We start from the raw sequence: 24608 nt of genomic DNA on the forward strand, positions 1-24608 counted from the left end.
GCGGCACCATGGCGAAAAACGAAGCGACTGAAGTTGAAACGGCCGATGAGGGCGATGCTCCGCTCATCGACATGAACGATGCGTCGATCAAGAAGATGATGGCGCGCGCCGAAAAGCGCGGCACGATCACCATCGACGAGATCAACGCGGCGATCCCGGCCGACCAGAACGAGATGATCGAGGACATAATGTCGCGCTTGTCCGAGCGCGGCGTGACCGTCGTCGAGAATGCCGAGGACAACGACGACGAGGACGAGGAGAAAGAGGCCGAGCCCGAGGACGAGGTCGATCCCCTCGACGACGGCGGTCCCCGTCCTGCAGCGGCGGTCAAGAAGGAAGCCGTCGACCGTACCGACGACCCGGTCCGCATGTACCTGCGCGAGATGGGCGCCGTGGAGCTTCTCTCCCGTGAGGGCGAGATCGCCATCGCCAAGCGCATCGAGGCCGGCCGCGACATCATGATCTGGGGCCTTTGCGAAAGCCCCATGACCTTCAACGCCATCATCGAATGGTCGAACGCCCTCAACGAAGGCCGCATGCAGCTGCGCGAGATCCTCGATCTCGAAGCCATGCTCTCGAAGGGCCCGACCGCCGAGCAGATCGCCGAGAGCGAGGAAGGCGAGGAAGGCGGCGACGGCGAGATCAGCGAGAAGACCGCCGGCCCGACCATCAAGGAAGAAGAGGACGAGCCCGAAGAGGCCTCCGCCGACGGCGAGGAAGAGGACGATATGGTCGAGCGGCGCGCCAAGCCGCAGGCCGAGGAGGAGGACGACGAGAACGCTCTGTCGCTCGCCCAGATGGAAGAGACCCTCAAGCCGCAGGCGCTCGAGAAGTTCGCGACCATCACGGCCCTCTTCAAGAAATTCTCGAAGCTCCAGGCCTCGCGCCTCGACGCCCTCCAGAGCGGCGCCGAATTCCCCGCGTCCGACGAGAAGAAGTACCAGAAGCTCCGCGAGGACCTCACGGCCGAGGTCGAGAGCGTCCAGTTCCACGGCGCCAAGATCGAATATCTCGTCGAGCAGCTGTACAGCTACAACCGCCGCCTGATGACGCTCGGCGGCCAGATGCTGCGCCTTGCCGAGCGCCATCGCGTGCCGCGCAAGGCGTTCCTCGAAAGCTACACGGGCAACGAGCTCGACGACGGCTGGCTCGACCGCGCGTCCGGTATCGACAAGAAGTTCGCCGCCTTCGCCACGTCGGAGCGCGACAGCGTCGAGCGTATCCGCATGGATATCTCGGAAATCGCGCAGCAGGTCGGCACCTCGCTGCCCGAATACCGCCGCATCGTGAACATGGTGCAGAAGGGCGAGCGAGAGGCGCGCATCGCGAAGAAGGAGATGGTCGAGGCCAACCTCCGCCTGGTGATCTCCATCGCCAAGAAGTACACGAACCGCGGCCTGCAGTTCCTGGACCTCATCCAGGAAGGCAACATCGGCCTGATGAAGGCGGTCGACAAGTTCGAGTACCGCCGCGGCTACAAGTTCTCGACCTACGCCACCTGGTGGATCCGGCAGGCGATTACCCGCTCGATCGCCGACCAGGCGCGGACCATCCGCATCCCGGTCCACATGATCGAGACGATCAACAAGCTCGTCCGCACGGGCCGCCAGTTCCTGCACGAGACCGGCCGCGAAGCGACGCCGGAGGAGCTCGCCGAGCGCCTTTCGATGCCGCTCGAAAAGGTCCGCAAGGTGATGAAAATCGCCAAGGAGCCGATCAGCCTCGAAACGCCGATCGGCGACGAGGAAGACAGCCACCTGGGCGATTTCATCGAGGACAAGAACGCCGTCATCCCGGTGGACGCCGCGATCCAGTCTAATTTGAAAGAGACCGTCACCCGTGTGCTGGCGTCTCTGACGCCGCGTGAGGAGCGCGTGCTGCGCATGCGCTTCGGGATTGGGATGAACACCGATCATACGCTGGAAGAGGTCGGGCAGCAGTTCTCGGTGACGCGTGAGCGTATTCGTCAGATCGAGGCGAAGGCGTTGCGGAAGCTCAAGCATCCTAGCCGGAGCCGGAAGATGCGGAGTTTCCTGGACCAGTAGTTGAGCCGCCGAGCGCAGCGCCGCCGACGCGTAGCGTCGGCGAAGCAGCGCAAAGAGACGGCGAGATACGGCCGGCGCGCGAGCGAGCGGCCTAAGCCGCGCTGCGAGACGCGTCCGACGCCACCTATTCGGGGGCGCCGATCAGCACGTCGGCGCGAGTTGCGTAACGCGGACGCGCCCATATCAACCTGCTCCGGAAGTCTTCTTCCGACAACGCAGCGTCCTCCAGCCTCCGATGGTAGGCTTCAAGTTCCATCTTCGCGTAATTAAAGATCCGAGCGTAGGTTTTGAATCCGCTGGATCCGCACGAAAAGTCGTTAGCGGATTCAAGCGCTTGGTCGAAATATTCGTGCGCTGTTTCGATGACGCTTCGCAGCCAAGCGGGCGACGTTCCCTGATGAACAACCAAGTTTCGCGCACGGTAAATACGACGCAACTGCCAGACTACTCGCTCTTGGTGAGCGTTGATCTTCTCAAGCGCCGCCTTTTGATCTCTAAATTCCGAGCGCAGGGTGAAGCAGCGATATCTCAGCAATTCAAAGTCGCCCATCTTATCGAATAATTGAGCTAATGCGGGCTCCGAAGAGGAATGAGTCAGTAAGAGCAGAACGCGCTGCGTAATCGAAGAGTCCTTCCCGCCAAAATTTTGAAGTGCGCGTGTCACCTCCCTCCGATTCCAGCGGAGCAGGTCGTATGATGCACGCTCAAACAGACGTCTGACGTAAGCAAGTCCGATACACGGCGTCACGGCGGCAATTACATCATCGACCTTACTCTTGCCCGCGCGGGACGGCGCCAAAGTCTCCAGGGATATCCAAAGATTTAGAAGTTGGTTCTGAGGCGACTCTGCCTCAAGGCTCATTGAGTGAAACTCAGATATGCTTTCAAAACGCGTCCTATCCACCCCTCGTGGGAGGGCGGATTTCTGAAGCAGCGTATCTAGTCGCTTAGCCGCCTTCTGGGGCCGATCGTCAGTTGAGGAATGGATACGTGACTGATCTCTGAAGACACATTTGATTTCGTTCGCGCAGCATCCCTGTTCCAGCACGACTTTCGGACCAAGCGAGAAGTGGCGCTTGTGGTGATACACCCGGAACAGATTCTGGATGATCCCGACTTTGGCCTCAGCAGTCTGGATAGCTGAATACGGGTCGTAGGCTGGAACATCAGAAACCAGGAGATATCGGCTACCAAGTGTCTCGCCCATGAAGTCCTTCGCCTCGGCGTTCGTCGCGAACGGTTTTGGAAGCTTGGTCGAGACTTTCAAACCTAGCATGGATAGACTTGACTGGGAGATATCGGTGACAACCCTATCGGCCGAAAAACACACTTCGAACTTATGATGATGAGGATATACTTCTTTGAAAAAGTCCTGAAGTGAATGATCATCTAACACGTCTTCAACGTTCTCAAAAAAGAACTTTACGACGGATAAATACAAATGCTTCCTGCTTACACCCATGTTCTCAAGAGATGAGACGAGCTCCAGTACCAGCCGCTCTATTATCCCTTTCTTACCTTCGTTTACTGCGGATATGAGTTGCTTCATTACCTCGTTGATATACGTGCGCTGTGATATCTCGTCGCGCAACACGGAGAGGTTTCGTTGAAGTTCCGCCATGTCCGACGTCCTAAGTTTCGACAAAATGTCGCGCTCAGGAACGAACATAGACTTATAAGCCGATCTAGCGGACAGCCTTTTACATAATTCAGATATAATGGGTTCGATTGATGCTTCCGAGACGCCAGGCTCTTCTCGCATCAGTCGTCCGACTTGCGAGAAGGCCTCATAAACCAGACTGGGTATATTAACGGCTGGCGCTCGGTGGCTATCTAGCGAGTAGTCGAATGTGGCTTCCTCAAACCGTTGCGCGAAGAAAAGCAGGCCTTCTTTATTATCCAGTCCGTTGAATTTGGCAGTATCACGCAAAAGCATCGACACCTCCGGCTGAACTTCACCGAGCGGTTCGCTGCGTAGCTCAAACGAATGCTCAGTGAAACGCCCTTATGAGACTAAGTTCAGTGACCTCGCACGCGTCTCGCGCCGCGCGGCTCAGCTCACTGCTTACGTGTTGTCTTAACTTCTCCCGTAATCCCACTCTTCGACGATGCCGGAGGGATGAGGCTTGCCTTGGTCACGCAGCGCCTTCGCAAGTTTGTTGAATAAGTGGGGGTGGCCTCTCTTGCTGGTGGGATCGGCGTTGATCGTGGAGAGACCGTGCTCGGGAATGCGGAGGTGAATATCTCCGGCAGTCTCATCGAACCACAGTCCGATTGTGACCTCGGCCGTCTTAGCGTTAGGTTTTACCATTCTGCTCACCAATCATCAGTTTTCGTCGGCCCCTTCATCACGCAAATGGCAACGGCGGTCGCTGAATTGGTGAAGGCCGCCTCGGCGCTCTTCCATTGCGACCCCCACCACTTGCCGATTGGGCCCCAACCTCCGCCAGCGGTGTCATTGAATCTCTCCAAAGCCGTCTGATCGATCCTGAAGCGACCCTCGCGAGCCTCGAAGGTAAAACGACTGCGTATCTTGAAAACTGGGAAACTGCCGTGCGTCGTGGCGTTGCGCGCGACTATGATCCCGTTGTCCAGGTCTTGGCTAATGATGAGTTGAGCATCGACGGTCCCGCCAGCTAGGTGCTGCGCAATGCAAATGTTGGCTCGCTGAGCGATTTCTTTCTTGGTGCCTTGAGCTTGATAGATTTGGCTCGTTACGCTGGTCAGATATTCATGGGCGTTAGCAGGCGTCGCAAAGCCAACAGCGAACCCAACTAGCGCATTTCTACAGATCGTCGACATCAGCGCCCCCGCTTGAATGCTGAGAATATTGGAGAAATCGTCACGGGAGTAAATCCCGTGACGTCGGACGCGACTTGCGGCGCGGCTTAGGCCGCTTGCTCGCGCGCCGGCCGGCCTTCACCGGCTCTTCGCGCTGCTCCGGCGGCGCTCCGCGCCGGCGTCGCTGCGCTCGGCGGTTTCTGCAGCATCTTGGTCGGCGTTCGCGCGTTTAGCCTCACAAACGAACTGAGGGAGTTTCGGATGAACATCGACACGGTCGCAGGCGAAGGCACGATTGTGAAAGGTCGGATCAAGGAAAACCTTGGTGACGCGACAGGTGACCCCTTGCTCCAGCGCGATGGCATGATGGACCAGGCCGCCGGTTCGTTGCGGCAGGGGTTCGGAGGATTGCGCGACTTCGTTCGTCGGCAGCCCCTGGCCGCAGCGCTCATTGCGGGCCTTGCCGGTGCATTGTTTCTCGGCGGCCGCCAGCGACGCCGCAGAGGCTGAAGAACTTACCGGCCCGGCGGCTACCGACTCTGGGAAGTCTTGATCTGTGCGTCCGCAGCTTCTTTGACGGCATCGGCTCGCATGTCCGCCTGCTTGCGAACGATCTTCGCTTCCTTGGTCAGGGCGTCCGCGCGGACACTTAGGCGTTCTCCCGTCAAACCCCCCGACTGTTTGGCCTGCTCCTTCAAGTCGGAAGCTTGCCGGTCGAGGCGGGTGGCTTCGGCTTCAGCCTGGTTCTCGATGGCCGCGCCACGCTGTTGCGCGTCACTCCGTACCTGCTCCGCATACTTCTGGTCCGGAGTTTTCTGACAAGCGGCGGCCACGGCGAGCAGGGGCAAGACTATTACCAGACGCATTCAACACCTCATCGCAGCTCGACTGTTGAAACGCGTACCTGCGCTTGATGTGCCCCGTTCTTCGTCCTGGATGCCAGCGCGGGGCAAAGGATCACGCGCGCGATCCTCCAGTGCGCATTAAGCGCTGTCCTACATCCCAACGCCTGTGCCTTAACCCGGCGGATGCCGGCGCAACCGCTCAACCTGTCGATCTTCTATTATGCCGATCGGGCCCACCCGCGGCCGCCTCGCGCGTTGAGGAGTGAACTTAGCGAACTTCGGCGCGGGCGCTCACGCGCGCGGCACAGTCAACTTGGTCAATTTCCCCTTGGGAAATCTCCAACAGCAGGGGGCCGTCACGAGAGTGAATCCCGTGACGTCGGACGGGCTCGGCGGTGCCGACCCGCCGGCCGGCCTTCGCGCTCTCTTCGCGCTGCGTCGCGATTGCTGAGCAATCCCTGCGCTGCGCTCGGGCGCTTGGGCTTACTTAAGCCCCTTCGCCATGTTCAGGTGCGCCGTAACCGTCGGCACCAGCCCGTTGGCGAAGGTCTTCAGCTGCTCATTGTCGCCCGAGGCCGCGTAATTCTTCAGCGCATCGAGCGTCTTCTGGTGAGCATCGACTTGCGCCGAAGCGTAGGCGGTGTCGAACGCCGCTCCCTTCGCCGCCTTGAGGCTGTCGAGCGTCGCCTGCTGCTCGGGCGTCAGCGTATCGTCGGGCGTGATCGCCGGGCTGAGCCCGCTGGCCGTGCTCTTCAGCTTGGCGGTCGATTCGGTGTGGGCCTTGATCATCTGCGCGGCGAACTTCTTGACCGCCGCGGAGCTCGCCGACGCTTCCGCCAGCTTCGAGCTTTCGATCTCGAACCGGTCGCTCGCCGCCGCCGTATTGGCGAAGCCCTGCGCCGTCAGCGGCGAAGGCGCGACGGCCGCGTCGTTGGCGACCATGCCATTGTCGACGACCACGCCATTGTCGATCGCGACGTTCATGTCCGCCGCCGTGTTGTCGGCCGCCTCGTCGTGCCTGCCGCAGGCGCCCAGCGCCAGCACTGCACCGGAAACGAAAATCACTAGCCTGTTCTGCATATTGGCTCTCCTCGCTGCGGCAAAACGAGCCGGTGCGGAGGGCGTTCCGCTTGTTTTGAAGGAGCTTAGCCCCGCTACGGTCGTTGAAGACCGCGACCATTTTACAGGAGGCAGCGGTGAGCATTTTCGGCAAGATCATGAACAAGATTTTCCATCACGGCGAAGCCAAGGCCCAGGCGCCCGCCACGCCTCAGACCCAGCCTATCACGCATGACGGCGCCACCATCGCGGCCCCCGCCCCGGCTCAGGCCGCTCCGGCCCAGAACGTCGACGTCGGCGTGGTGCTCAGCGAAATGGCGGCGATGAAGGGTGGCGGCGGGAACTACCAGACGTCGATCGTCGACCTGCTCAAGCTGCTCGACCTCGATTCCAGCCTCAGCGCCCGCAAGGAGCTCGCGAACGAGCTCAACGTGCACGTCGGCGCCGACGGCAGCGCCGAGGAGAACATCGCCCTGCACAAGGCCGTGATGCAGAAGCTCGCCGAAAATGGAGGCGTCGTCCCGGAGAGCCTCAGGAACTAGAAACCTCCCGAAGCCCGCGCGCCTTCAATTCGGCGCGCGGGCAAGCCGTTTCGTGGCACGGCCCACTTGAACCCTAGCGAGTGACTAGGGTATCGATCGCCTCAATGTCGGAACGTGCCTCATCAATCGCCGATCAGCCCAAGGCCGGGCGTCAGTCCCGCGGCCAGTTGCTCGATGCGATCGTCGCGCAGCTTGAGGGAATGTCGTTCGGATCGCTGGTGATCACGGTCCACGACGGCCGCATCGTCCAACTGGAGAGGACCGAGAAGACCCGCCTGTTCTAATACCCCGGCCGACCGAACCACCGGAGGCTCTCACCGCAACGGAAGGGAGATACCAATGGTGCTGTTCGAGAAGATCCAATCGCAAGTCGCCGCCGCCGAAGACCCCGCAGTGCTCATCCTGCCCGGCCTGCACGACTCACCCCGGCTGCACTGGCAGAGCTACTGGCAGCAATTGTTCGGCTTCCCCAAGGTCGAGTTCGGCGACTGGGACGCTCCGACGCTGCACGGCTGGACCAGCAGGCTCGACGAAGCCGTGTCCGACGCTCCGGCGCGCGTTATCCTCGTCGGCCACAGCCTCGGCTGTCTCGCCGCCGCCTGGTGGGCGAGGACTTCGACTCAGGCGCGGAAGGTTGCCGGCGCCCTGCTCGTCGCCCCGCCGGACGTGGACCGCGAGGACTGTCCTCACGTCCTCCGCGACTTCCGGCCGGCGCCCGACGGCGCCCTGCCCTTCCGCTCGACGCTCGTCGCCAGCCGCAACGACCCGTTCGCCTGCTTCGCAAGCTCCGAGCGAATGGCCCGTACGTGGGGCAGCCAGCTCGTCGACTGCGGCAATGCCGGGCACATCAATGCGGACTCGGGGCTCGGCTATTGGACCACGGGCGTGTCGCTGCTCACGCGCCTCATGGAGCGGAACGACGGCCTGCCGGTCCGGAACTGGTTGTTGCGGAGCGCCTAGCCGTAGACCGGGGGTGCGGGCTGAGCATCCGTGAAGCCGGATTGCACGATCGCGCCAAGGCTTGCCGTGCCGGACACCTGCTGATCCAGATCGTCCGCGAGCGCTCTGAGCATCGTCTTGGCGCCGTCCGTCATGCAGGTTTGAGCAAGCTGCCGGCATCCGCTCGCAAGCACCGAGAATGCCTCGAAACGCTCCACCGATTGGTAGCCCCGAAGTGCAGAAGCCATAGGAGTTTCTCCTCCCTGATCGCGGCGGAGTCGCGCCGCGAGTCGGCGCCGTTACATGCGGCGAGAACCAAGGAATACTGGCTGACGAAACGCATTAGCCTAGCCGCTCCGCATGTGCGCCGGGACGAGTTCCAGGGCGCCTCAACCTGAGGACACGGTCCTCAAGTACCGCATGGCGAGAGTCTCGAACGATCGAGCAATTGCGTCGCGGGACGAGCGAATATGCTCTCGCGAGCCCTCGTTCGAGACATCGGCAGCGGAGACGCGCTCGGCAGTCTCAGCGCTCAGGCGTGCACGAATCCTTTCGAGTTGAGGCAATGAATGTGCTCCTCGATTAGCGGGAGCACGACGACTGTCTCTCAGCCGCCAGCATGCTGGGCGAAGCTGGCGATGCGGTGCGAACGAACTTACCTCCCCATAGTTCATAATCGCGGCCGCTGCAGCCATGGACGGCAGCTTGTGCGCGCTCAGCCCAGTACCGGGATGTCCGACTTCAACTCGTTGATCGGGTTCGCGTGGAACCCGACGAGCGCTAAGGCCGCGATCAGCAGCAACAGCAGTCCGACCACGAGGAAACAGCCGCGCCGATTCTTCCGCGCAATGGATGAATTGGGGATCTTCCAACGAGCCATGGCGAGCCATGAGGGGAACGTGCGTAGAGCGTTTTCGAGCCGTGCTTCCTTGACCCGCTAGCGCTTTCACTCGCGGTTCAAGTTCGACCGGGCTATTGGGACCCGCACGCGACGCAATTCCAAGACCTAGACACTGTCCGCCAGAACTTATCGCCAGCGCTCCGCGCAAGACGAGACCCCGCTTCGCCGCCGCGCGTCGGGCCTGGCGCTCGCCATCGCGATCAACCTGGCGATCCTCTTCGTTCTGCTCGGTATCGGCGTGATGCGGACGGTGCCTCTGGGCAAGCAGGGCAATCCCACGTTCGTCGACCTGATCCCCGAATCCGCCGGCCCGCCCAAGACGGCGCAGAAGCAGACCGTACAGCGCAAGCAGGAGGTTAAGGAGCAACAGAAGCTCCCGCGCCCCCAGATCATGCTTCCTCCCCGTGAGAAAGCACCCAAGAAGCCGCTAGACCTGCTCGAACTCACCAAGGAGGAAATGGCGGCCGCCGACATCAGCAAGCTCGGTAAGGCGGGTACCGGAGCTGGGACGAGCAGCGCCGGCGACTCAAGGGAAGTCGGCCGCGGCCCGCACGGCGAAGTTCTCTACGCGGCCGAATGGGCTCGCGAGCCGACGAATGCGGAGATCAACGGCTATCTGCCTTCGAAAATGCCAGATGGCGGCTACGGCACGATCATCTGCAAGACTTTGCCCCAAAACCGCGTGGACGATTGCCAGGAACTCGACAATTATCCGCGGGGCTCGCACCTTTCTAGCGCAGTGCGCCAAGCAGCCTGGCAGTTCCGCGTCCGCCCGCCCCGCAAGAACGGTCGCGAAATGGTCGGCGAGTGGGTCCGCATCCGGATATACTGGAACATGGACCATCTAGACGATTGATCCATGTTGCAGAAATGTGCCCCTGCGGGACACATTTTCCCCGCGCGCCCGCACGCCGTGCCGTGGTATAAGCACAGCGCCTAGGGGGACGACTAGCGTGGGATCGTTTGGGTTCTGGGGAGGAACCTATGACCTACTACCGTCTCTACTTCCTTGACCGTTTCAGTGGCCATATCGACCACTTTCGCGAATTCGAGGCCATAACCGATGCCGACGCTGTCGCTCCCGGCGACGAGTGGCGCGAAACGGGCGCCATGGAGCTGTGGGAAGGGCCGCGGAAAGTCATGCGCTGGGAACCGCTCGAACACTCGCCCGAAGGCATGGCGCGTTCGATGCTGCGCGCGATCAGGCCCGTCTCCTGAAACGACAGCGTGGCTCCACGCTGGGAGCCACACTGCCTGGGATCGCCGCTATCGGCCGACGGAAATACTGATCGCGGCCGCCGCGATCGTGGACGATCCGCTCGACGCGATCTCACGAGCTCTCTGCATGGCCCGGTCGATCTGCGGCTGAGCCTGGTTCCAGGCGCTGGTCGAGCACTTCATCACGCCGGCCTTGAACTCGAAGCTGCCATTGTCCCAGTTGTTGGCCTCGGTGCAGACGTCGCTGACCGCGCTGCCTACCCTCTGGTGCAGGCGCGCGCCTCCCTCGTTTGTGGCGAGATCCAGGTCGGCGTAGCTGACGTGCCGAACAACTAGCTGGTCCGTCGGCGCCGTCACGACAACGGGCTTCGCCGCGGCGGGCGCAACCGGCAGCAATACAAGCGCTGCCGCTGCACAGCTTACGAGTGTCTTTCCGTTCGTCATTGAAAGCCATCCCATCTGTCCGTTTGTGGACAGCGGGGCACTGCCCTCCTTTGGAGCTGAATTCATTGGTCCTTCGCCGAACCAAGCCGTGGCTTCGGCCCGTAGACGAACGGGGCTGCCAATCGACGAATGGTTTGGGGCATTCCCGGAGAGGGTCTTATCCTAGTGGGTCTGCGAACCCCCGTCCGGCTTCGGAGCGAGCCAGGTAACGAGATCCCACTCGTTGCGGATCGTGACCAGCAGGGACACGGTGATGATCGCGGCAACGCCGTAGGGCGCCCAACCCTTGTCAGCCCAGAAACCGGCAACCACGCCCCCCAGCAGGACGTAGATGGCGGTCGGAATCACTCCATAGAACCAGACGTCGCTCCAATGCGGCGTGTCCTCGCCCGTCAGGTTGCGGATGCCGACGATCGACATAATCCCTCGGATCAGACCCCAGACTGCGACGATTCCGGCGATCAAGCCCATCGCATGTGCTGATATGTGGGGGAGCAAGGCCGCAGCGCTCAGCGCCAGGACGAAGCTGACGTGGAGTACGACCGGTCCCATGTAGAGCTTCGAGCTGTAGAGGACGCTCGAGCGAGGACGATCGTGCATGAGCGTCACAACGACGAAGATCAGGCCGATCAAGACCGCCGCAGCGGATCCCGTAAGAAGGTAGAATTCGCCCCAGCCCTCGAACATCGCACCGCCATAACGCGAGGTTCGAGCTTCTCCTAGAGCAGGAAGTCGCTGCCCGTTAGGTTGTGCGTACCGTCGAGCAGGATGAGGAAGTCGGCCACGCCATCGCCGTTGGTGTCGCCGGTGACGTAGGTGTTGCCGCCGGATTCTTCGTAGCGGAGCTCGCCCGCGACGTTGTGGAAGTCGTCTTCGCCGATGAAGCTGAAGTGCTGACGGCCAGTGACGAGGCTGTTGGCGTCGACCTGGTTTAGGTTGATGTGGTCGCCTTCGGCCTGACTGAAGTCGTGGATGCGATCGGCCGTGCTTGCCGCGAGGCCGCCGAAATCCGCGCTTCCGAACGCGAACTCGTCGGCACCGCTGCCGCCCCACAACTGATCGGTGCCCTTGCCCCCAAGGAGCTTGTCGTTGCCAGCACCGCCACTGAGCGTGTTGGCGCCGGAGTTCCCAGCCAGCACATTGTCGAGACCGTTGCCGCTTGCATCGATCGCCGCTGAGCCCTGGAGCCGCAGCGTCTCGACATTGGCACTGAGGGTGTAGCTGATCGTGCTGAAAACCGTGTCCGCGCCCGCGGCGGCGTTCTCGATAACCTGATCGAACCGGTTTCCGACATGGTAGGTGTCATTGCCGGCGCCGCCGGACATGGTGTCCGCGCCGGCTGCGCCGTCGAGATTGTTCGCGCCGGAATTGCCGACAAGGACATTGTTCAGGGAATTGCCGGTAGCATTGATCGACGCAGTACCGGTGAGCGTCAGCTTCTCGACATTTGCTCCGAGCCTGTAGCTCATGGTGCTGTAAACGATGTCAGCGCCAGCCGAGCTATTCTCGTAAACCTTGTCGTACGTGTTCCCGACATAATAACTGTCGTTGCCGGCCCCGCCCTTCATGGTGTCACCACCAGCGCCGCCGTCTAGAACGTTATTGTAGGCATTTCCGAGAAGCTCATCGTTTCCGGAACCTCCGACCGCGTTTTCGATGGTCACTCCACGTGCGATGGCAAGATTGCCGATCTGTCCTCCCACGTTCGAGAAGGATTCGGCGTTGAGGTCGATCCGCTGGTTGTCACGAAATCCCGAGAAGTCGAGTGTGTCCACACCACCGCTGTCGTAAACCGTATAGGCAACGTCTGGATAAAGACGGGCGTTGAACACGTCGCGGCCGGCGTTCGAATTGAACCCGTACGTCGTGTTGCCGGTGCGCGTGGCCGTCGAGAGGCCGTAGAGGGTTTCCATGGCCAGAATATCTGCGACCATTGGCGTGACGACATAATCCTCGGAGAAGCCCAGGCCGGCGAAGTAAGTGTTCTCGCGCTGGCTGAAATACGACATGACGCTCGTCGACCATGCATCGTTCTCGAACTGTGCGTCGTAGGGATAGCTGGCTGTTTCGTTGTAATTTCCGGCGTGGCCGAGGCCGAGCGCATGGCCAATCTCATGAACGTAGGACTGGAAGCTGTAGCTATCGAGAGTCGTCCCATAGTCCGCGAGCCACTGCGTCGAGACGTTGACGTGAGCAGTCGATGTCAGTCCTCCTGACCAGTTGGCATCCGTGAATGCGCCATCCTCATTGTCATCGAACGTGATCTGACCGCCGGTCGCAACCTCTTGGAACTTGACACCGATGATGTCGGACCACTGGGCAAGCGCAGCCCGGGCTAGCGTCTTGCCGGCCGTGGTAAGCGCAGTGATGTTGACGGTGATCGTCCCGCCTTGGCTAACATTGAAATGATGGCTGTCGCCGCCCCAGTAGCCGTAGACCAGTTGGTTCGCGATCTGGTCGTTGGTCGCAATGGTCGGCGGAGTGTAGGACTGGACCGTGAGTTGGTAGGTCCCAGATTCCTCATCGTTCCAGGCGCTCGCATCGATGTAGTAGGCTCCGGAATAGGTCGCCTTGAACGCCAGTTCGGAGTTGAGATTGCCGTCGGCAATGTCGTCGTTTTCGAACAGGATATTTCCGGAGCTGTCACGGATGTAGAGATATGGGTCGGTGACCGTAAGCCCGTTGAGGGAGATGCTGACCGACTGCCCCGCCGTCAGGGCGATGCGGTACCAATCGTGATCCCCAATGAGCTCGAGAGCTCCGTTGGTCGTGCTTCCAACGGTGACGTTCACCGTCGTTGAGGCGTTTCCCGGTACGTCGACCAACTTTACTACTCCCCACCCTCAACACGCAATCGCACAAGCTTCGTCCTCTAAGGACCTGCCCTCAAGATTTCGTAGCCTTCGCCACATCCTCCGCGATCGCGTTCGCGAAGCGGGATATCGAGCCGGCGTTCAGATCGCGATCTGTTACTCCGAGCTTCCTCACCGGTAGTTGTCGACCGCCAACCGAAACATCCGCTGCCAGGATCGATTTCGACACAACTGTGATTTGCGCGGTGTAATGGCTGTTCGGGGCCTGAGCCGCCACCGCGGCCTCAATCTTCTCGCAAAGCGTCCTCGCATCACCCGCTTCGGCGGGCAGCTTCTCAGCGCCTACCACGGTGCAGCGTTGCGCCTCGGACCCGGTCATTGCGCAGGCCCCTGAGCCAAGACCCGCAACCGCCAAGGAAAACAAAAGGATACGGCCGCGCATCTCATCCCCAATATTCTCGTGATTCCAGCGCCTTAGTCGAATGAGTGGAGTTCGTGACCGAAAGTGTCAATGCTGCATTCCACGGCATGAGACTTTCATGTGCCGAACAGATGGAGGGAACGATCGTGGACACTACCGCCTGGGCCCCGCGCGCACTGGGGTTGCTTCGAATTATCGCCGGCTTGCTGTTCCTTGAGCATGGCCTGGTGAAGCTCTTCGCTTTTCCGGTGCCGTTCCCCGGGCAGCTGTCCACGCTGCTGCTCGCTGGCGCAGTCATCGAGACCGTTGGCGGCATTCTGATCGCACTCGGCCTTTTCACGCGCATCGCAGCATTCATCGCCTCCGGCGAGATGGCGGTGGCCTATTTCATGTTCCACGCGCCGGGCGGCTTCTGGCCGGTCGCCAACCAGGGCGAAGCCGCGATCCTGTTCTGCTTCATCTTTCTTTACCTGGCTGCTGCAGGCCCGGGGGCCTGGGCTCTCGACAATCGCATCGGCAGCAACCGGGCCGACGCCGCGACAGCCTGATTTGGATGCCTCAAACCTTAAATTCACGACAACCATTTGCCTTGGGAGGCCCTTAAACACCGACCGGTAAATAAGGACACAGCAGAGCCACTCATTCGAGCTCGAGCGGCCTGCCGGAACGAAGTGTGAAGCCCTGCCCCACTCTGCCTCCCCGGCCCAGGGCAGGGCTTCTTGCTATCTAGAACCCAAGGATTTCGGCGGCGTCGCCGATCCCTCCCCAAGCGCCAGCTGCATATAGACGTTGTCGAGCCAGCGGCCGTTCTTCCAGCCAGCTGCGTGCAGCCGTCCAGTCTCCTTGAACCCGCAAGCGGCGTGGAGCCTCACGGACGGTTCCTCTGCGCCGCCGATGACCGCGACGATATGGCGGAAACCGAACTGCTCGGCGGCGACGCACAGCTTTTCTAGCAGCGCACGTCCGATCCCTTGGCCCGCGAAGTCGGGATGCACGTAGATGCTGTCCTCAGCGGTCCACGCATAAGCGGCTCGGTCCCGGAACTGGGTGGCATAGGCGTAGCCGACAACCGCCCCGTCCCGTTCGGCCACCAGAAAGGGCCAGCCGGCGGCGAGGATCTGTCGGATCTTGGCGCGCATCGCGTAGACGGAGGGAGGCTCGGTGTCATAAGACGCCGTCCCATGGATCACATGATGAGCGTAAATCGCAGCAATCTCCGCAGCATCAGCTTCAACTGCCTTTCGAACGGTCACCCCCGCGGCATTCATGCGGCGGTCGTTGCACCACGAATGCCGCGGGGCAATGTGAGATCGTAACGGGGGCGGCCGCTTACCCGGTCACGGCCTCACGGTTGCCGACCGCGATCTCGCCCTCCTCGTACCCGTCCCAGTAATGGAGACGTTGCGCGACGATTTTGACCAGGGTCAGCCCCGGCGTGTCGATGCCCTCCTTGAACCAAGCGTCGAGATCCTTCGTCCAATGGTCGGCGAAACGATCCTTGTCCTGGATGAGTTCGGCCTGGCCTTCGATCGTGATGAAGAAGGGCTTCATTCCAAGCATGCCGGCCTTCGACTGATAGGTCAGTCCCACGCTCGGATCGCGCTTGATGTCGCCGACTGTCCGGGTACTCTCCAGAGTGAAGAAATAGCTGTCTCCATCGAACTCGACCTGCCGATTGTTGCTCATCGGGCGTCCGGCAATCGCTCCGCCTTCAGTGCGCGTCGACAGCACGGCGAAGTCGATGTCGCGCATCTTTTCGGAGATATCTTCTAGCTTCAGGTCGCTCACGGCGGTCCTCCCATTTCTGTTCGGACTTCAAACGCCACACGAGCGACGTCGCTCCGGCATATGGCCGAAAGTCCGTACGACCTTGCGAGTTCGTGGAATTTCCCAACATCCGGGGTACGGCCCGATCAACGCGCCCCTGATTCACGGTCTCTGCCACTCGAAACTCCAGCAAATCAGCCATTCTTCTTAACTGGCACGACTGTTGCTTTTGTCTCTGCATCATCGGGCCGAGGGGCCTCGAAAGGAAAAGGGAAGATCAATGCAGAACGTGCAGTCAGCCAATGTCGAGAACGGAGCCTACGAGTCGAACGAACCCGACAGCCTGTTCGGTGTTTGCCAGGCCATCGGCGAGGATTTCGGCTTCAATCCGTTCTACCTGCGCGTCGTGCTGCTCGCCCTGCTGTTCTTCAGCCCCTGGGCCGTGCTCGGTGCCTATGCAACGCTGGCGGTCACCGTAGTCGCCTCGCGCTTTTTATTCCCGCGTGCAAAGCCTGCGACTGCCGAGGTCGTGGAAGTTCCTGCTGCCGTGGTTCGTTCCGAGGCGATCGCGCCGCAGCCCGAACTGATCGCAGCCTAACACCCCTCGCTTAGCCCCTTGCCGTCCGCGGAAGTCCAACCCTTCCGCGGGCGGCTTCTTTATGTGTGCCCGCGGTGGCACTTGCGAACGATGCTTGGGCTGTGCTCGGGCTCAAGCCGATAAGCGTTGGCCAGCGCTGGTAGTACAAGCGGTGAAAATCCCTCTACGGGACAGCTTGCGCGAATTCAGCAAAGGCCACGCTAACCTCCTCTTTACGCCCTTGCGCGTAGGTTCCCCGAACTAAGGCTTCCGCCTTGCTTGTGACGAGGGGAAAGGAATGGCGATCAATCGGTCCGTCGGCCGTCAAACGGTCAGCGTTGCCGAAGCTCACCTTGCGCGCGTCGGCGCGGAAGGCTCTGCGCGTCATCGTCATCTGAATGCGCTCCTGGAATCGTCGGGCCACAACTCCGCCCGCGACCTGGCCGACGCCGTGCACCTGCTCTGCAGCCTTCATGGCAGCCATCCGAGTCTGGTCGATGTGGCCTGTCGCAATGCAGAGCAAGGCCCCGGACGCGATTGGCTCGCGCGCGCGGCCGAGGGATTCGAGCGCGAGCGGCTTTTTCTCGTTCGCCTGACCTCCGCCGTCGGCCCGTTGCCGAGCACGCCGGGCGCCGCGGAGACCGAGGCTTCGCTCAATTCGCAGCGCAATGCGTTGGAAATTCTCGCGGCATCCGAGCGGCGCGGTTGCGCCCTGGGCTCGGCCGCTGCCCTCGTCAGCGACTGGTGGCCCATCCGCCGCCTGCTCGACCGTGCCGCTTCTCGCGCCGGGATCGATTCTCCCGCGCCCGCGCTTCCGGATGAGGCGTCGATCGTCGCGGCGATCGAAGCGGCTTCCGACACGCCGGCAAGCGAGCGCGCCCTCGCCTTTGGCGGCGAGCAGCTCCTGTTGCAGCACCGCGGGCTGTTCGACCTGCTCGAAGCCCGCGCCGAAGCGCGCTCGGACTACTGATCCTCACAAAGAGAAGGGCCCCGGCGACTGCCGGAGCCCCTGCACTTTCCTCGAATGATCGAGCGAACCGCGATCAATCGTCGCGGTAGGCTAGTTCGTAATTGCCCCAGCGGCGGCCCTTGATCCACAGCGGGACGAAGACGTTTTTCACCGGGATGTTCTTCTCGCCCAGCTCCATCCGGTAAGTCGCAAGCATTGCGGGCTTCTCGCTCATGATCGCCGACATTGTCGTGTCGTCCATGAAGATCCGCTTGTTGCGGCAGTGGGCGTCGTTCCACACCGGATCCGGACCCGGCGCATGGCTGCGCTCCGAAAGGTGCGTCGGAAGATAGCCGTTCACGTCCGTGATGGCAGAGCCGATCAGACGCTCGTCGCTCGCCTTAACGCGGTCGAGAACGGGTCGGACATGTCGGTCTGCAAAGTCGCAGAAGCGGCAGTCGAACTGCTGCGGGTTCGTACCCTCGATCAGCTTGTAGTCACGGTCGAACACGTCATCGACCGTGATCTCGCCGGCATCGATGCCCCGCTCGACTGCAGTCTGGATTGCGCGCATCGCCTCCTGGGCTTTCAGGATAAACGGCGTGTCGTCGATCTCGGCGCCCGAATTGGCGAGCGTGTCGAGCATGGTGTTCGTAAGCATTTCCAGATGCGTCAGGCGTTTCTGAGCCTGGCTGAGCTGATTGCCATTGTCGCGCGCGTCCCCGGCGAAGTCCGTCAGTCCCGCCTTCACGCGATCGACGCTGGTCTGGATCATGCTGGTCGAGTGGGCGATGCCCTCCGTCTGCCGGTCGACCATGGTCACGATCTCGGATACTTCGCGGACCGTCTCACTGATCTGTCCGAAGCCCGACTGAGCCGCGCGGCTGCGCTCCACACCGGTCTTGATCTCGGTGGTCACGGCGCTGGCCTCGCGAGTGAGCTCGCCGATCGTCGAGGCGATCTGGCTAGTCGCTGCGCGTGTATCGTGAGCGAGCTTCTTCACCTCAGCGGCAACGACGGCGAAGCTGCGGCCAGCATCGCCGGCCCGGGCGGCCTCGATCGTGGCGTTCAGCGCCAGCATGTTCGTCTTGCGGGCGATCGTCTCGATGGTCGAGCTGACCATCTGAACCTGGTTCATGGCGGAGGCGAAACCGGCCATCCGCTCGCCGAGCTGGACGACGAGGTCGGTGAGACCCTTGAAACCCGCAATCGTGCCCTCGATCGCCTCGCGGCCGGATTCGAGCTTGGCGCGGGCCTGCTCCGACAGGAGCCGGGCTTCGTCGGTCGAATCCGACACGCGAGCCTGGTCGGCAAGAAGCCGGGTCGTGACTTCCTCGAGACCGTCGAGCATCTTCAAATGCTCGTTGATGCGGATCGAGACGTCCTGGACGTACCCGGCGACGTCGCTGCATTCCATCGACAGCGAACCACAGTCGCGCGCAACCGCACGGATTGCGTTCTCGGTAACTTCCTCGATGCCCTGCGTGGCCATCCTCTCGCCGCTCCCACTCCAAAATTCGAGGGTTAGCGATAGGCGGAAACCTCTACTTCTTCGTTAACCACGACGCCCAAAGCGAGCGAGCTTAGCCCTTGGCCTCAGGCTCGGGCTTCATCGAGACATGCTCGTTCACGATCAGCCACTTGCCGTCCGCCTGCCGCTCGTAAGCGTCCGTGAAGCGCATTGCTGCGGACTTCACCGGTCCGCTCGTACTCGTCATGGCGCCCGTGCCGGAAACGATGAAATGATCCGCGTCGAGCGTCTGAATTTTTCGGTCCGGCACATCGATGTGATCGAACTTCATATCTGCAAAGCCCTTCTGGAGCTTGTCCCAGTTTTCCCAGGTCGTTGAGAGTGGGGGGTCGACCGGATCGAAGGCTACGACGTCCTTCGCATAGGCCGCTTCAATCTTTGCAGCATCTTGCGATACCCAGGCCGCTTGCGTTGCGTCCGCGACAGCCGCGGCATCTTCTTCAGAGACTGAAGTGGCCGCCGGCGCACTCGGTTCGGCTGCTTTGTTGCAGGCGCCGGTCATGCTCGCGATCGAAAGTGCGGCGGTCATCGCCGCAATGCTGGTTGCCCTCATGATTTTTGCCTCCCCGTTGAGGGTACGCAAGATTGCGCCGCAGGGACTCGCGTGCAGCAGCGGAGATACGCCTGTTCGCTCCTCGCCAACAGAGGACGGGCGTTCGGCCCCTCAGTAGAGCAGGAGGGGTGCCCGCTGTTCTGCCCACTCGCGCTCGTCGACAGTGGCAATGGCGTCGAGGTCGTTGGCGGTAGACATGTCGTCGTCCACCCATTCGCGAAGAAGGGTCGAGCCGTTGATCACGTCGATGGCGAGCTTGTCGAACTCATATTCGTACGGGAAGTCGCGCCAGAGATCGTAGTTCGGGCAGAGGCGCTGGATGGCCTTGAACGCCAGCGCCTGCAGCCGCCACGGCTTGAAGGCCTGGTGATCGTAGAACGGTCCTTCGGCATGGATGAAGACGCCGCGGCAAAGCTCGCCGACATGCTTGTGGAACGTCGGCTGGAAATAGATGTCGCGGAGCTTGCAGCCAGCGAGCCACTGCGCCGCAGTCCGGTGCATCTCCGAAATGACGTCGCGCGGGTCGATGTCGGGCGCGCCGAACAGCTCGAGAGCGCGCGTGGTGCCCCTGCCCTCGCTCAAGGTCGTGCCTTCCAGCATCACCGTGCCGGCATAGGCCCGCGCCATGTTGAGGTTGGCGGCGTTCGGACTCGGATTGATCCAGACGCGCTCTTCAGGCCAGCCGAAGCCCGGACCCTCGGGTTGCCAATCGTCCATCTCGATCACTCGATAATCGACGTCGAGATTGAAGTGGTCGATGAACCAGGCGCCCAGCTCGCCGAGCGTGAGGCCGTGGCGCATGGGCATCGGGCCCGCGCCGACAAAGCTCTCCCAGCCCGGGCGCAGCGTCAGGCCTTCGACCGGGCGACCAGCAGGATTGGGACGGTCTAGAACCCAAACGCTTTTGCCGTGCTCGGCGGCCGCTTCGAGCACATAGAGCAGCGTCGTCACGTAGGTGTAGATGCGGCAGCCGAGGTCCTGGAGGTCGACCAGGATGGTGTCGAACGTCCCCATCGACTGGCCTGTCGGTCGGCGGACCTGGCCGTAAAGGCTGAAGACCGGCATTCCGTAGATCGGATCGGTGAAATCCGGCGACTCCATCATATTGTCCTGGAGATCGCCCCGCACACCGTGCTGCGGACCGAACACGGCCGACATGTTAAGGCCCGACGCGACTAGCGCATCGAGGCTGTGGGTCAGGTCCTTCGTCACCGAAGCAGGATGCGCGAGCAAAGCCACGCGCTTGCCTTCGAGCGGGCGGCGAAGCTCAGGTTCGGCGAGGAGCCGGTCGATTCCGAACAGGGTCATGCAAGCTGCTTAAGGAAGCCTCGCGACGAAGCAATCCGGAGCGTGGAAATCCGGCTTTTCAGCGGGATGCGCCAGCGCCCAGTAGGACTTGGTCCCATCCTGCTCCTCCAGCACCGCTGACAGGCTCGCGTCCCATTGCTTCCCGGATGGGACCGAGATGGTCGCACCCAGCGTCCACCAGATGAGATTGTCCTCCACCCGGATGTAGGGGGGTTGCTCGACCGCCGCGTTTTGCATGCCCTCGCGCTCGGCAGAGAAATCGTAGGCGCCCCACTGGCCGGAGGGCGCGAAGTTCCACTCGCGATACGCCGCCTCGCCGCGCTCCCGCAGGAAGATTTCGAAGCAGGTCGTCTTCCACAATTCGTCCGCCCGTGAAGGCTCCTCAGCCTGCGGCACTACGAAGCGCGACGCCGGCGCTCCGATCCCGAACCAAATGTTCAGCGTCGCCGTCGCCCCGAACGCCGCTGCATGGTCGACGTTTGCCCAAAGCTTGAACTCGGGGGCGGCAGGCGGCGTCGCCGGGTGAGGGGCCAGATTCAGCTGCATCGTCACGGTGTAGCAGCGCGCCGCGCATGACGCTAAGCGGCCTTCATGACCGAGTTTCGTTCTTCCTTGCTCAAAGTGCTCGACGAGCGCGGGTACATCCACCAGGTGACCGACGCGGAGGGGCTGGACGCCCTCGCTGCGAAGGAGCCTGTGACCGGGTACATCGGCTTCGACGCCACCGCACCGAGCCTTCACGTCGGCAGCCTCGTGCAGATCATGATCCTGCGCCGGATGCAGCAGGCCGGCCACAAGCCGATCGTCCTGATGGGCGGCGGGACGACCAAGATCGGCGACCCGTCAGGCAAGGACGAGAGCAGGAAGCTGCTCACGCACGACGACATCCAGACGAACATCGCCGGCATCCGCCGCGTGTTCGAGCGTTTCCTGAGCTTCGGCGACGGTCCGACCGACGCGATCATGGTCGACAATGACGAGTGGCTGAGCAAGCTCGAGTACATCCCGTTCCTGCGGGACGTCGGCCGGCACTTCACGATCAACCGGATGTTGACGTTCGACAGCGTGCGCTTGCGCCTCGACCGGGAACAGCCGCTCACCTTCCTCGAATTCAACTACATGATCCTGCAGGCCTACGACTTCCTGGAGCTTTCGCGGCGTCACGGATTGCGGCTGCAGCTTGGCGGGTCGGACCAGTGGGGCAATATTGTCAACGGCATCGAGCTGGCGCGCCGTATCGACGGCACCGAGGTGTTCGGCGTCACGACGCCGCTGATCACGACAGCCGACGGCGGCAAGATGGGCAAGACTGCCCAGGGAGCTGTCTGGCTCGATGAGCAGCTGCTGAGCCCGTACGATTACTGGCAGTTCTGGCGGAACGCAGCGGACGCGGATGTCGGCAAGTTCCTGCGCCTGTTCACCGACCTTCCGCTCGACGAGATCAGACGACTTGAGAGCCTTCCTGGCGCGCAGATCAACGATGCAAAGGTCGTGCTGGCGACTGAAGCGACGGCGATGCTGCATGGCAAGGAAGCTGCGAGAGCAGCGGCAGAGACCGCGCGGACCACCTTCGAACAGGGTGGCGTTGGCGAGGATTTGCCGACCCTCTCGACTGGCGAGGGTGTCAGCATCGTCGCCGCCTTGACCCAGCTGGGCTTCACGCCTTCAAACAAGGAAGCGAAGCGGAAGATCGCCGAGGGCGCGGTTCGCCTCAACGACGAGGTCGTGAGCGATCCCGGCCTCACGGTGAACGAGGGCAAGCTGAGCCTCGGCAAGAAGCGCCACGCGCTTCTGGTCCCCTAGCCGCTTCGGATCAGTCCCACCGCTTGGTCGCGTTCGAAGAGATAAAGGCAAATCCGCGCCGCCTGTCCGCGGGGACCGGATAGACCACCGTCGCGGTCGAGGAGCAGTTGCGCGTCACTCTGCGCGACGGGAGCGAGCTCAGCCACGTCTTCCGGCGTAGCTACGCGGAATGCGACATCGCCGGACTGGCGCGTGCCAAGGATCTCGCCCGGTCCTCGGAGCCGCAAGTCCTCCTCGGCAATGCGGAAGCCATCGCTGGTCTCGCGCATCAGAGCCAGGCGTGCGCGCCCAGTCTCGCTGAGGTTCTGGCCGCGTACGAGCAGGCACGTGCTCTTTCCGGATCCGCGCCCGACACGCCCGCGAAGCTGGTGAAGCTGGGCCAGCCCGAACCGCTCCGCGCCTTCCACGATCATGAGGGTCGAATTGGGCACGTCAACGCCGACTTCAATCACCGTCGTCGCGACGAGGGCAGCGAGATCGCCGGCAGCGAACCGGCCCATCACCGCGTCCTTCTCAGGCCCTTTCATGCGGCCGTGGACGAGGCCCACCTTCTCATCGCCGAGCCGCTGGCGGAGCACGCGGGCGCGTTCCTCGGCGGCGGCTGCGTCGCTCTTCTCGCTCTCTTCGACGAGAGGACAGACCCAGTAGGCCTGGCCTCCGCTGGAAACGTGCCGACCGAGACCGTCGATGACGTCGCTGAGCCGCTCGTCGCTGATCACGCGGGTTTCGACAGGCGTTCGCCCCGGGGGCATCTCGTCGATGCGGCTGACGTCCATTTCGCCATACTGGGTAAGCGTCAGCGTTCGCGGGATCGGCGTTGCCGTCATAACAAGCAGGTGCGGCGGCCGCTCTGCCTTCGAAGCGAGGAGCAGGCGCTGCGAGACGCCGAAGCGGTGCTGCTCGTCGATCACTGCCAGGCCGAGGCTCCGATATGCGACCTTTTCCTGGAAGATGGCGTGCGTGCCGACGAGGATGTCGATGGAGCCATCCGCGAGACCCATAAGCACGGACTCGCGCGCCTTGCCCTTCTCACGCCCCGTCAGGATCGCGACGCGAACTCCGATACTGTCGAGCTCCTTCAACAAAGTGGCATGATGCTGCCGAGCGAGAATTTCGGTCGGCGCCAGCAACGCCGCCTGCGCGCCGGACTCGATCGCCGTCAGCATGGCCATCAGGGCGACCAGCGTCTTGCCCGAACCGACGTCGCCCTGGAGCAACCGCAGCATTGGCGCGCTCTGCGCCATGTCCCCGCGGATCTCCTCTACCACCCGCCGCTGTGCTCCCGTCAAAGAATAGGGCAGCTTGAGCTTACCGATCAGCTCGCCGGTCCCGGGTAGCGGCACGCCAAGCTTGCGGCGCGACGCCTGCCGGAGAAGCACCAGCGCCAGCTGGTTCGCGAAGATCTCGTCGTAGGCGAGCCGGCGCCGACTATCCTCAGTGCCGGGGTCACGATGCGCTTCTGCGATGGCCGCGCGCCACGTCCGCCACGCCTCCCGCGTCGCCAGGCTCGGTTCTACCCATTCAAGCAGATCCGGCGTCCGTTCCAAAGCGGCGGCGGCCAGCTCCCGAACCCGCTTGCTCGTGAGCCCCTCCGTCAGCGGATAGACCGGCTCGCGGATCGACAGCTCGGCTCCCTGCGCCGGCGGCAGCACCTCGGGATGGATGATCTGCCACTCGCCCCCATAGGCTTCGAGCTTGCCGGCAACCGTCTTCTTCTCGCCGATCGGCAGGCTTTTCTTCGCCCAGCCGGGATTGTTGAAATAGATGAGGCTGATCGTGTTGCCGTCGGCATCGGAGGCGAACACGCGCATCGGGCCCCTCCCCGACCGCGGCTCGCGGGTACCCATCGGAATGACGTCGAGGATGACGTTCGAGCCCAACAAGCTATTGTGCGCGGCTTTCGCTCGCACGCGCTCGATGACGCCCGTCGGCAAATGGTAGAGCAGGTCGACGACGCGCGTAATGTCGAGGCGCTTCAACAGCTTGGCAACCTGCGGGCCGACACCCGGAAGCGTCTCGACCTCAGCGAACAGGGGATTGAGCACGTCGGGCCGCATCGAAGACGGTTTTAGCGGCTGTTCCGCAGGCGCAAAGGCTTTCCCTCGAGGCCGC

Annotated in this window: 28 protein-coding genes; 11 read left to right on the forward strand and 17 right to left on the reverse strand. The window is 62.3% G+C overall.

Annotation, left to right across the window (positions count from 1 at the left end):
• The first annotated feature begins 8 nt into the window (after positions 1-8).
• Positions 9-2045 (forward strand): RNA polymerase sigma factor RpoD, encoded by a 2037-nt coding sequence (rpoD, locus tag LZ016_RS05120; RefSeq protein ID WP_241446267.1) that lies wholly within the window; start codon positions 9-11, stop codon positions 2043-2045.
• 124 nt (positions 2046-2169) lie between these two features.
• Here rpoD and LZ016_RS05125 read toward each other — a convergent pair whose 3' ends face one another.
• Together LZ016_RS05125 and LZ016_RS05130 are read right to left on the reverse strand one after the other, a co-directional pair.
• Positions 2170-3981 (reverse strand): hypothetical protein, encoded by a 1812-nt coding sequence (locus LZ016_RS05125; RefSeq protein WP_241446268.1) that lies wholly within the window; start codon positions 3979-3981, stop codon positions 2170-2172.
• A 380-nt stretch (positions 3982-4361) separates the two neighbouring features.
• On the reverse strand, positions 4362-4847 hold the full coding sequence (locus LZ016_RS05130; protein ID WP_241446269.1) for a hypothetical protein: 486 nt from the start codon (positions 4845-4847) through the stop codon (positions 4362-4364).
• A gap of 240 nt (positions 4848-5087) precedes the next feature.
• Here LZ016_RS05130 and LZ016_RS05135 point away from each other — a divergent pair, with 240 nt between their 5' ends.
• Positions 5088-5336: a CsbD family protein gene (locus LZ016_RS05135; RefSeq protein ID WP_241446270.1), complete on the forward strand. Its 249-nt coding sequence runs from the start codon at positions 5088-5090 to the stop codon at positions 5334-5336.
• Positions 5337-5356: 20 nt separating this feature from the next.
• Here the strand turns inward: LZ016_RS05135 and LZ016_RS05140 are convergent, their stop codons facing one another.
• Entirely contained in the window at positions 5357-5674 is a 318-nt protein-coding gene (locus LZ016_RS05140; RefSeq protein ID WP_241446271.1) for a hypothetical protein, read from the reverse strand.
• A gap of 480 nt (positions 5675-6154) precedes the next feature.
• Positions 6155-6751, reverse strand: coding sequence for a DUF4142 domain-containing protein (locus LZ016_RS05145; RefSeq protein ID WP_241446272.1), 597 nt, complete (start codon positions 6749-6751; stop codon positions 6155-6157).
• A 116-nt stretch (positions 6752-6867) separates the two neighbouring features.
• Here LZ016_RS05145 and LZ016_RS05150 point away from each other — a divergent pair, with 116 nt between their 5' ends.
• The 3 genes from LZ016_RS05150 to LZ016_RS05160 all read left to right on the forward strand — a co-directional run bounded on the left by LZ016_RS05150 (position 6868) and on the right by LZ016_RS05160 (position 8232).
• Positions 6868-7272 (forward strand): DUF3597 domain-containing protein, encoded by a 405-nt coding sequence (locus tag LZ016_RS05150; protein WP_241446274.1) that lies wholly within the window; start codon positions 6868-6870, stop codon positions 7270-7272.
• A 104-nt stretch (positions 7273-7376) separates the two neighbouring features.
• Positions 7377-7556, forward strand: a complete 180-nt coding sequence (locus LZ016_RS05155; protein ID WP_241446276.1) for a YezD family protein — start codon at positions 7377-7379, stop codon at positions 7554-7556.
• 55 nt (positions 7557-7611) lie between these two features.
• Positions 7612-8232 (forward strand): RBBP9/YdeN family alpha/beta hydrolase, encoded by a 621-nt coding sequence (locus LZ016_RS05160; protein WP_241446277.1) that lies wholly within the window; start codon positions 7612-7614, stop codon positions 8230-8232.
• On the opposite strand, the gene LZ016_RS05165 is transcribed toward LZ016_RS05160, so the two are convergent.
• A complete protein-coding gene (locus LZ016_RS05165) occupies positions 8229-8459 on the reverse strand; it encodes a hypothetical protein (protein ID WP_241446278.1) in 231 nt (76 codons plus the stop codon). The genes LZ016_RS05160 and LZ016_RS05165 overlap by 4 nt on opposite strands.
• A 467-nt stretch (positions 8460-8926) precedes the next feature.
• Positions 8927-9091: a hypothetical protein gene (locus tag LZ016_RS05170; RefSeq protein ID WP_241446279.1), complete on the reverse strand. Its 165-nt coding sequence runs from the start codon at positions 9089-9091 to the stop codon at positions 8927-8929.
• 262 nt (positions 9092-9353) lie between these two features.
• On the opposite strand from LZ016_RS05170, the gene LZ016_RS05175 reads away from it, so the two are divergent.
• Positions 9354-9968, forward strand: a complete 615-nt coding sequence (locus LZ016_RS05175; protein WP_241446280.1) for a hypothetical protein — start codon at positions 9354-9356, stop codon at positions 9966-9968.
• 128 nt (positions 9969-10096) lie between these two features.
• The gene (locus LZ016_RS05180; RefSeq protein ID WP_241446281.1) at positions 10097-10330 is read left to right on the forward strand and encodes a hypothetical protein; all 234 of its coding nucleotides are present in this window, start codon (positions 10097-10099) and stop codon (positions 10328-10330) included.
• A gap of 48 nt (positions 10331-10378) precedes the next feature.
• Here LZ016_RS05180 and LZ016_RS05185 read toward each other — a convergent pair whose 3' ends face one another.
• The 4 genes from LZ016_RS05185 to LZ016_RS05205 all read right to left on the reverse strand — a co-directional run bounded on the left by LZ016_RS05185 (position 10379) and on the right by LZ016_RS05205 (position 13966).
• The gene (locus tag LZ016_RS05185; protein ID WP_241446282.1) at positions 10379-10774 is read right to left on the reverse strand and encodes a UrcA family protein; all 396 of its coding nucleotides are present in this window, start codon (positions 10772-10774) and stop codon (positions 10379-10381) included.
• Positions 10775-10936: 162 nt separating this feature from the next.
• Entirely contained in the window at positions 10937-11461 is a 525-nt protein-coding gene (locus LZ016_RS05190; RefSeq protein ID WP_241446283.1) for a hypothetical protein, read from the reverse strand.
• Between the two features lie 32 nt (positions 11462-11493).
• On the reverse strand, positions 11494-13599 hold the full coding sequence (locus LZ016_RS15500) for a M10 family metallopeptidase C-terminal domain-containing protein (protein WP_277622509.1): 2106 nt from the start codon (positions 13597-13599) through the stop codon (positions 11494-11496).
• Between the two features lie 61 nt (positions 13600-13660).
• Positions 13661-13966 (reverse strand): hypothetical protein, encoded by a 306-nt coding sequence (locus LZ016_RS05205; protein WP_241446284.1) that lies wholly within the window; start codon positions 13964-13966, stop codon positions 13661-13663.
• Positions 13967-14082: 116 nt separating this feature from the next.
• Here LZ016_RS05205 and LZ016_RS05210 point away from each other — a divergent pair, with 116 nt between their 5' ends.
• Positions 14083-14556, forward strand: a complete 474-nt coding sequence (locus tag LZ016_RS05210; protein ID WP_366512884.1) for a DoxX family protein — start codon at positions 14083-14085, stop codon at positions 14554-14556.
• Positions 14557-14730: 174 nt separating this feature from the next.
• On the opposite strand, the gene LZ016_RS05215 is transcribed toward LZ016_RS05210, so the two are convergent.
• Both LZ016_RS05215 and LZ016_RS05220 read right to left on the reverse strand, forming a co-directional pair.
• Positions 14731-15276 (reverse strand): GNAT family N-acetyltransferase, encoded by a 546-nt coding sequence (locus LZ016_RS05215; RefSeq protein WP_241446285.1) that lies wholly within the window; start codon positions 15274-15276, stop codon positions 14731-14733.
• Between the two features lie 61 nt (positions 15277-15337).
• Positions 15338-15796, reverse strand: a complete 459-nt coding sequence (locus LZ016_RS05220; RefSeq protein WP_241446286.1) for a pyridoxamine 5'-phosphate oxidase family protein — start codon at positions 15794-15796, stop codon at positions 15338-15340.
• Positions 15797-16055: 259 nt separating this feature from the next.
• Between LZ016_RS05220 and LZ016_RS05225 the strand changes: the two genes are divergently transcribed.
• Together LZ016_RS05225 and LZ016_RS05230 are read left to right on the forward strand one after the other, a co-directional pair.
• On the forward strand, positions 16056-16373 hold the full coding sequence (locus tag LZ016_RS05225) for a PspC domain-containing protein (protein ID WP_241446287.1): 318 nt from the start codon (positions 16056-16058) through the stop codon (positions 16371-16373).
• 277 nt (positions 16374-16650) lie between these two features.
• Positions 16651-17322, forward strand: coding sequence for a DUF6975 family protein (locus LZ016_RS05230; protein ID WP_241446289.1), 672 nt, complete (start codon positions 16651-16653; stop codon positions 17320-17322).
• A 73-nt stretch (positions 17323-17395) separates the two neighbouring features.
• Here LZ016_RS05230 and LZ016_RS05235 read toward each other — a convergent pair whose 3' ends face one another.
• The 4 genes from LZ016_RS05235 to LZ016_RS05250 all read right to left on the reverse strand — a co-directional run bounded on the left by LZ016_RS05235 (position 17396) and on the right by LZ016_RS05250 (position 21239).
• On the reverse strand, positions 17396-18793 hold the full coding sequence (locus LZ016_RS05235; RefSeq protein WP_241446290.1) for a methyl-accepting chemotaxis protein: 1398 nt from the start codon (positions 18791-18793) through the stop codon (positions 17396-17398).
• Between the two features lie 91 nt (positions 18794-18884).
• Positions 18885-19385, reverse strand: a complete 501-nt coding sequence (locus LZ016_RS05240; RefSeq protein WP_241446292.1) for a YybH family protein — start codon at positions 19383-19385, stop codon at positions 18885-18887.
• Positions 19386-19496: 111 nt separating this feature from the next.
• On the reverse strand, positions 19497-20693 hold the full coding sequence (locus LZ016_RS05245) for an exo-beta-N-acetylmuramidase NamZ family protein (RefSeq protein ID WP_241446293.1): 1197 nt from the start codon (positions 20691-20693) through the stop codon (positions 19497-19499).
• Between the two features lie 9 nt (positions 20694-20702).
• Entirely contained in the window at positions 20703-21239 is a 537-nt protein-coding gene (locus tag LZ016_RS05250; protein WP_436286359.1) for a DOMON-like domain-containing protein, read from the reverse strand.
• Between the two features lie 45 nt (positions 21240-21284).
• Between LZ016_RS05250 and tyrS the strand changes: the two genes are divergently transcribed.
• Entirely contained in the window at positions 21285-22496 is a 1212-nt protein-coding gene (tyrS, locus tag LZ016_RS05255; RefSeq protein WP_241446295.1) for a tyrosine--tRNA ligase, read from the forward strand.
• Here tyrS and recG read toward each other — a convergent pair.
• Entirely contained in the window at positions 22493-24553 is a 2061-nt protein-coding gene (recG, locus tag LZ016_RS05260; protein WP_241446296.1) for an ATP-dependent DNA helicase RecG, read from the reverse strand. The two genes, tyrS and recG, sit on opposite strands and share 4 nt — an antisense overlap.
• Positions 24554-24608 lie beyond the last annotated feature (55 nt).

The sequence above is a fragment of the Sphingomonas telluris genome, from assembly GCF_022568775.1.
Lineage (GTDB): Bacteria > Pseudomonadota > Alphaproteobacteria > Sphingomonadales > Sphingomonadaceae > Sphingomicrobium > Sphingomicrobium telluris.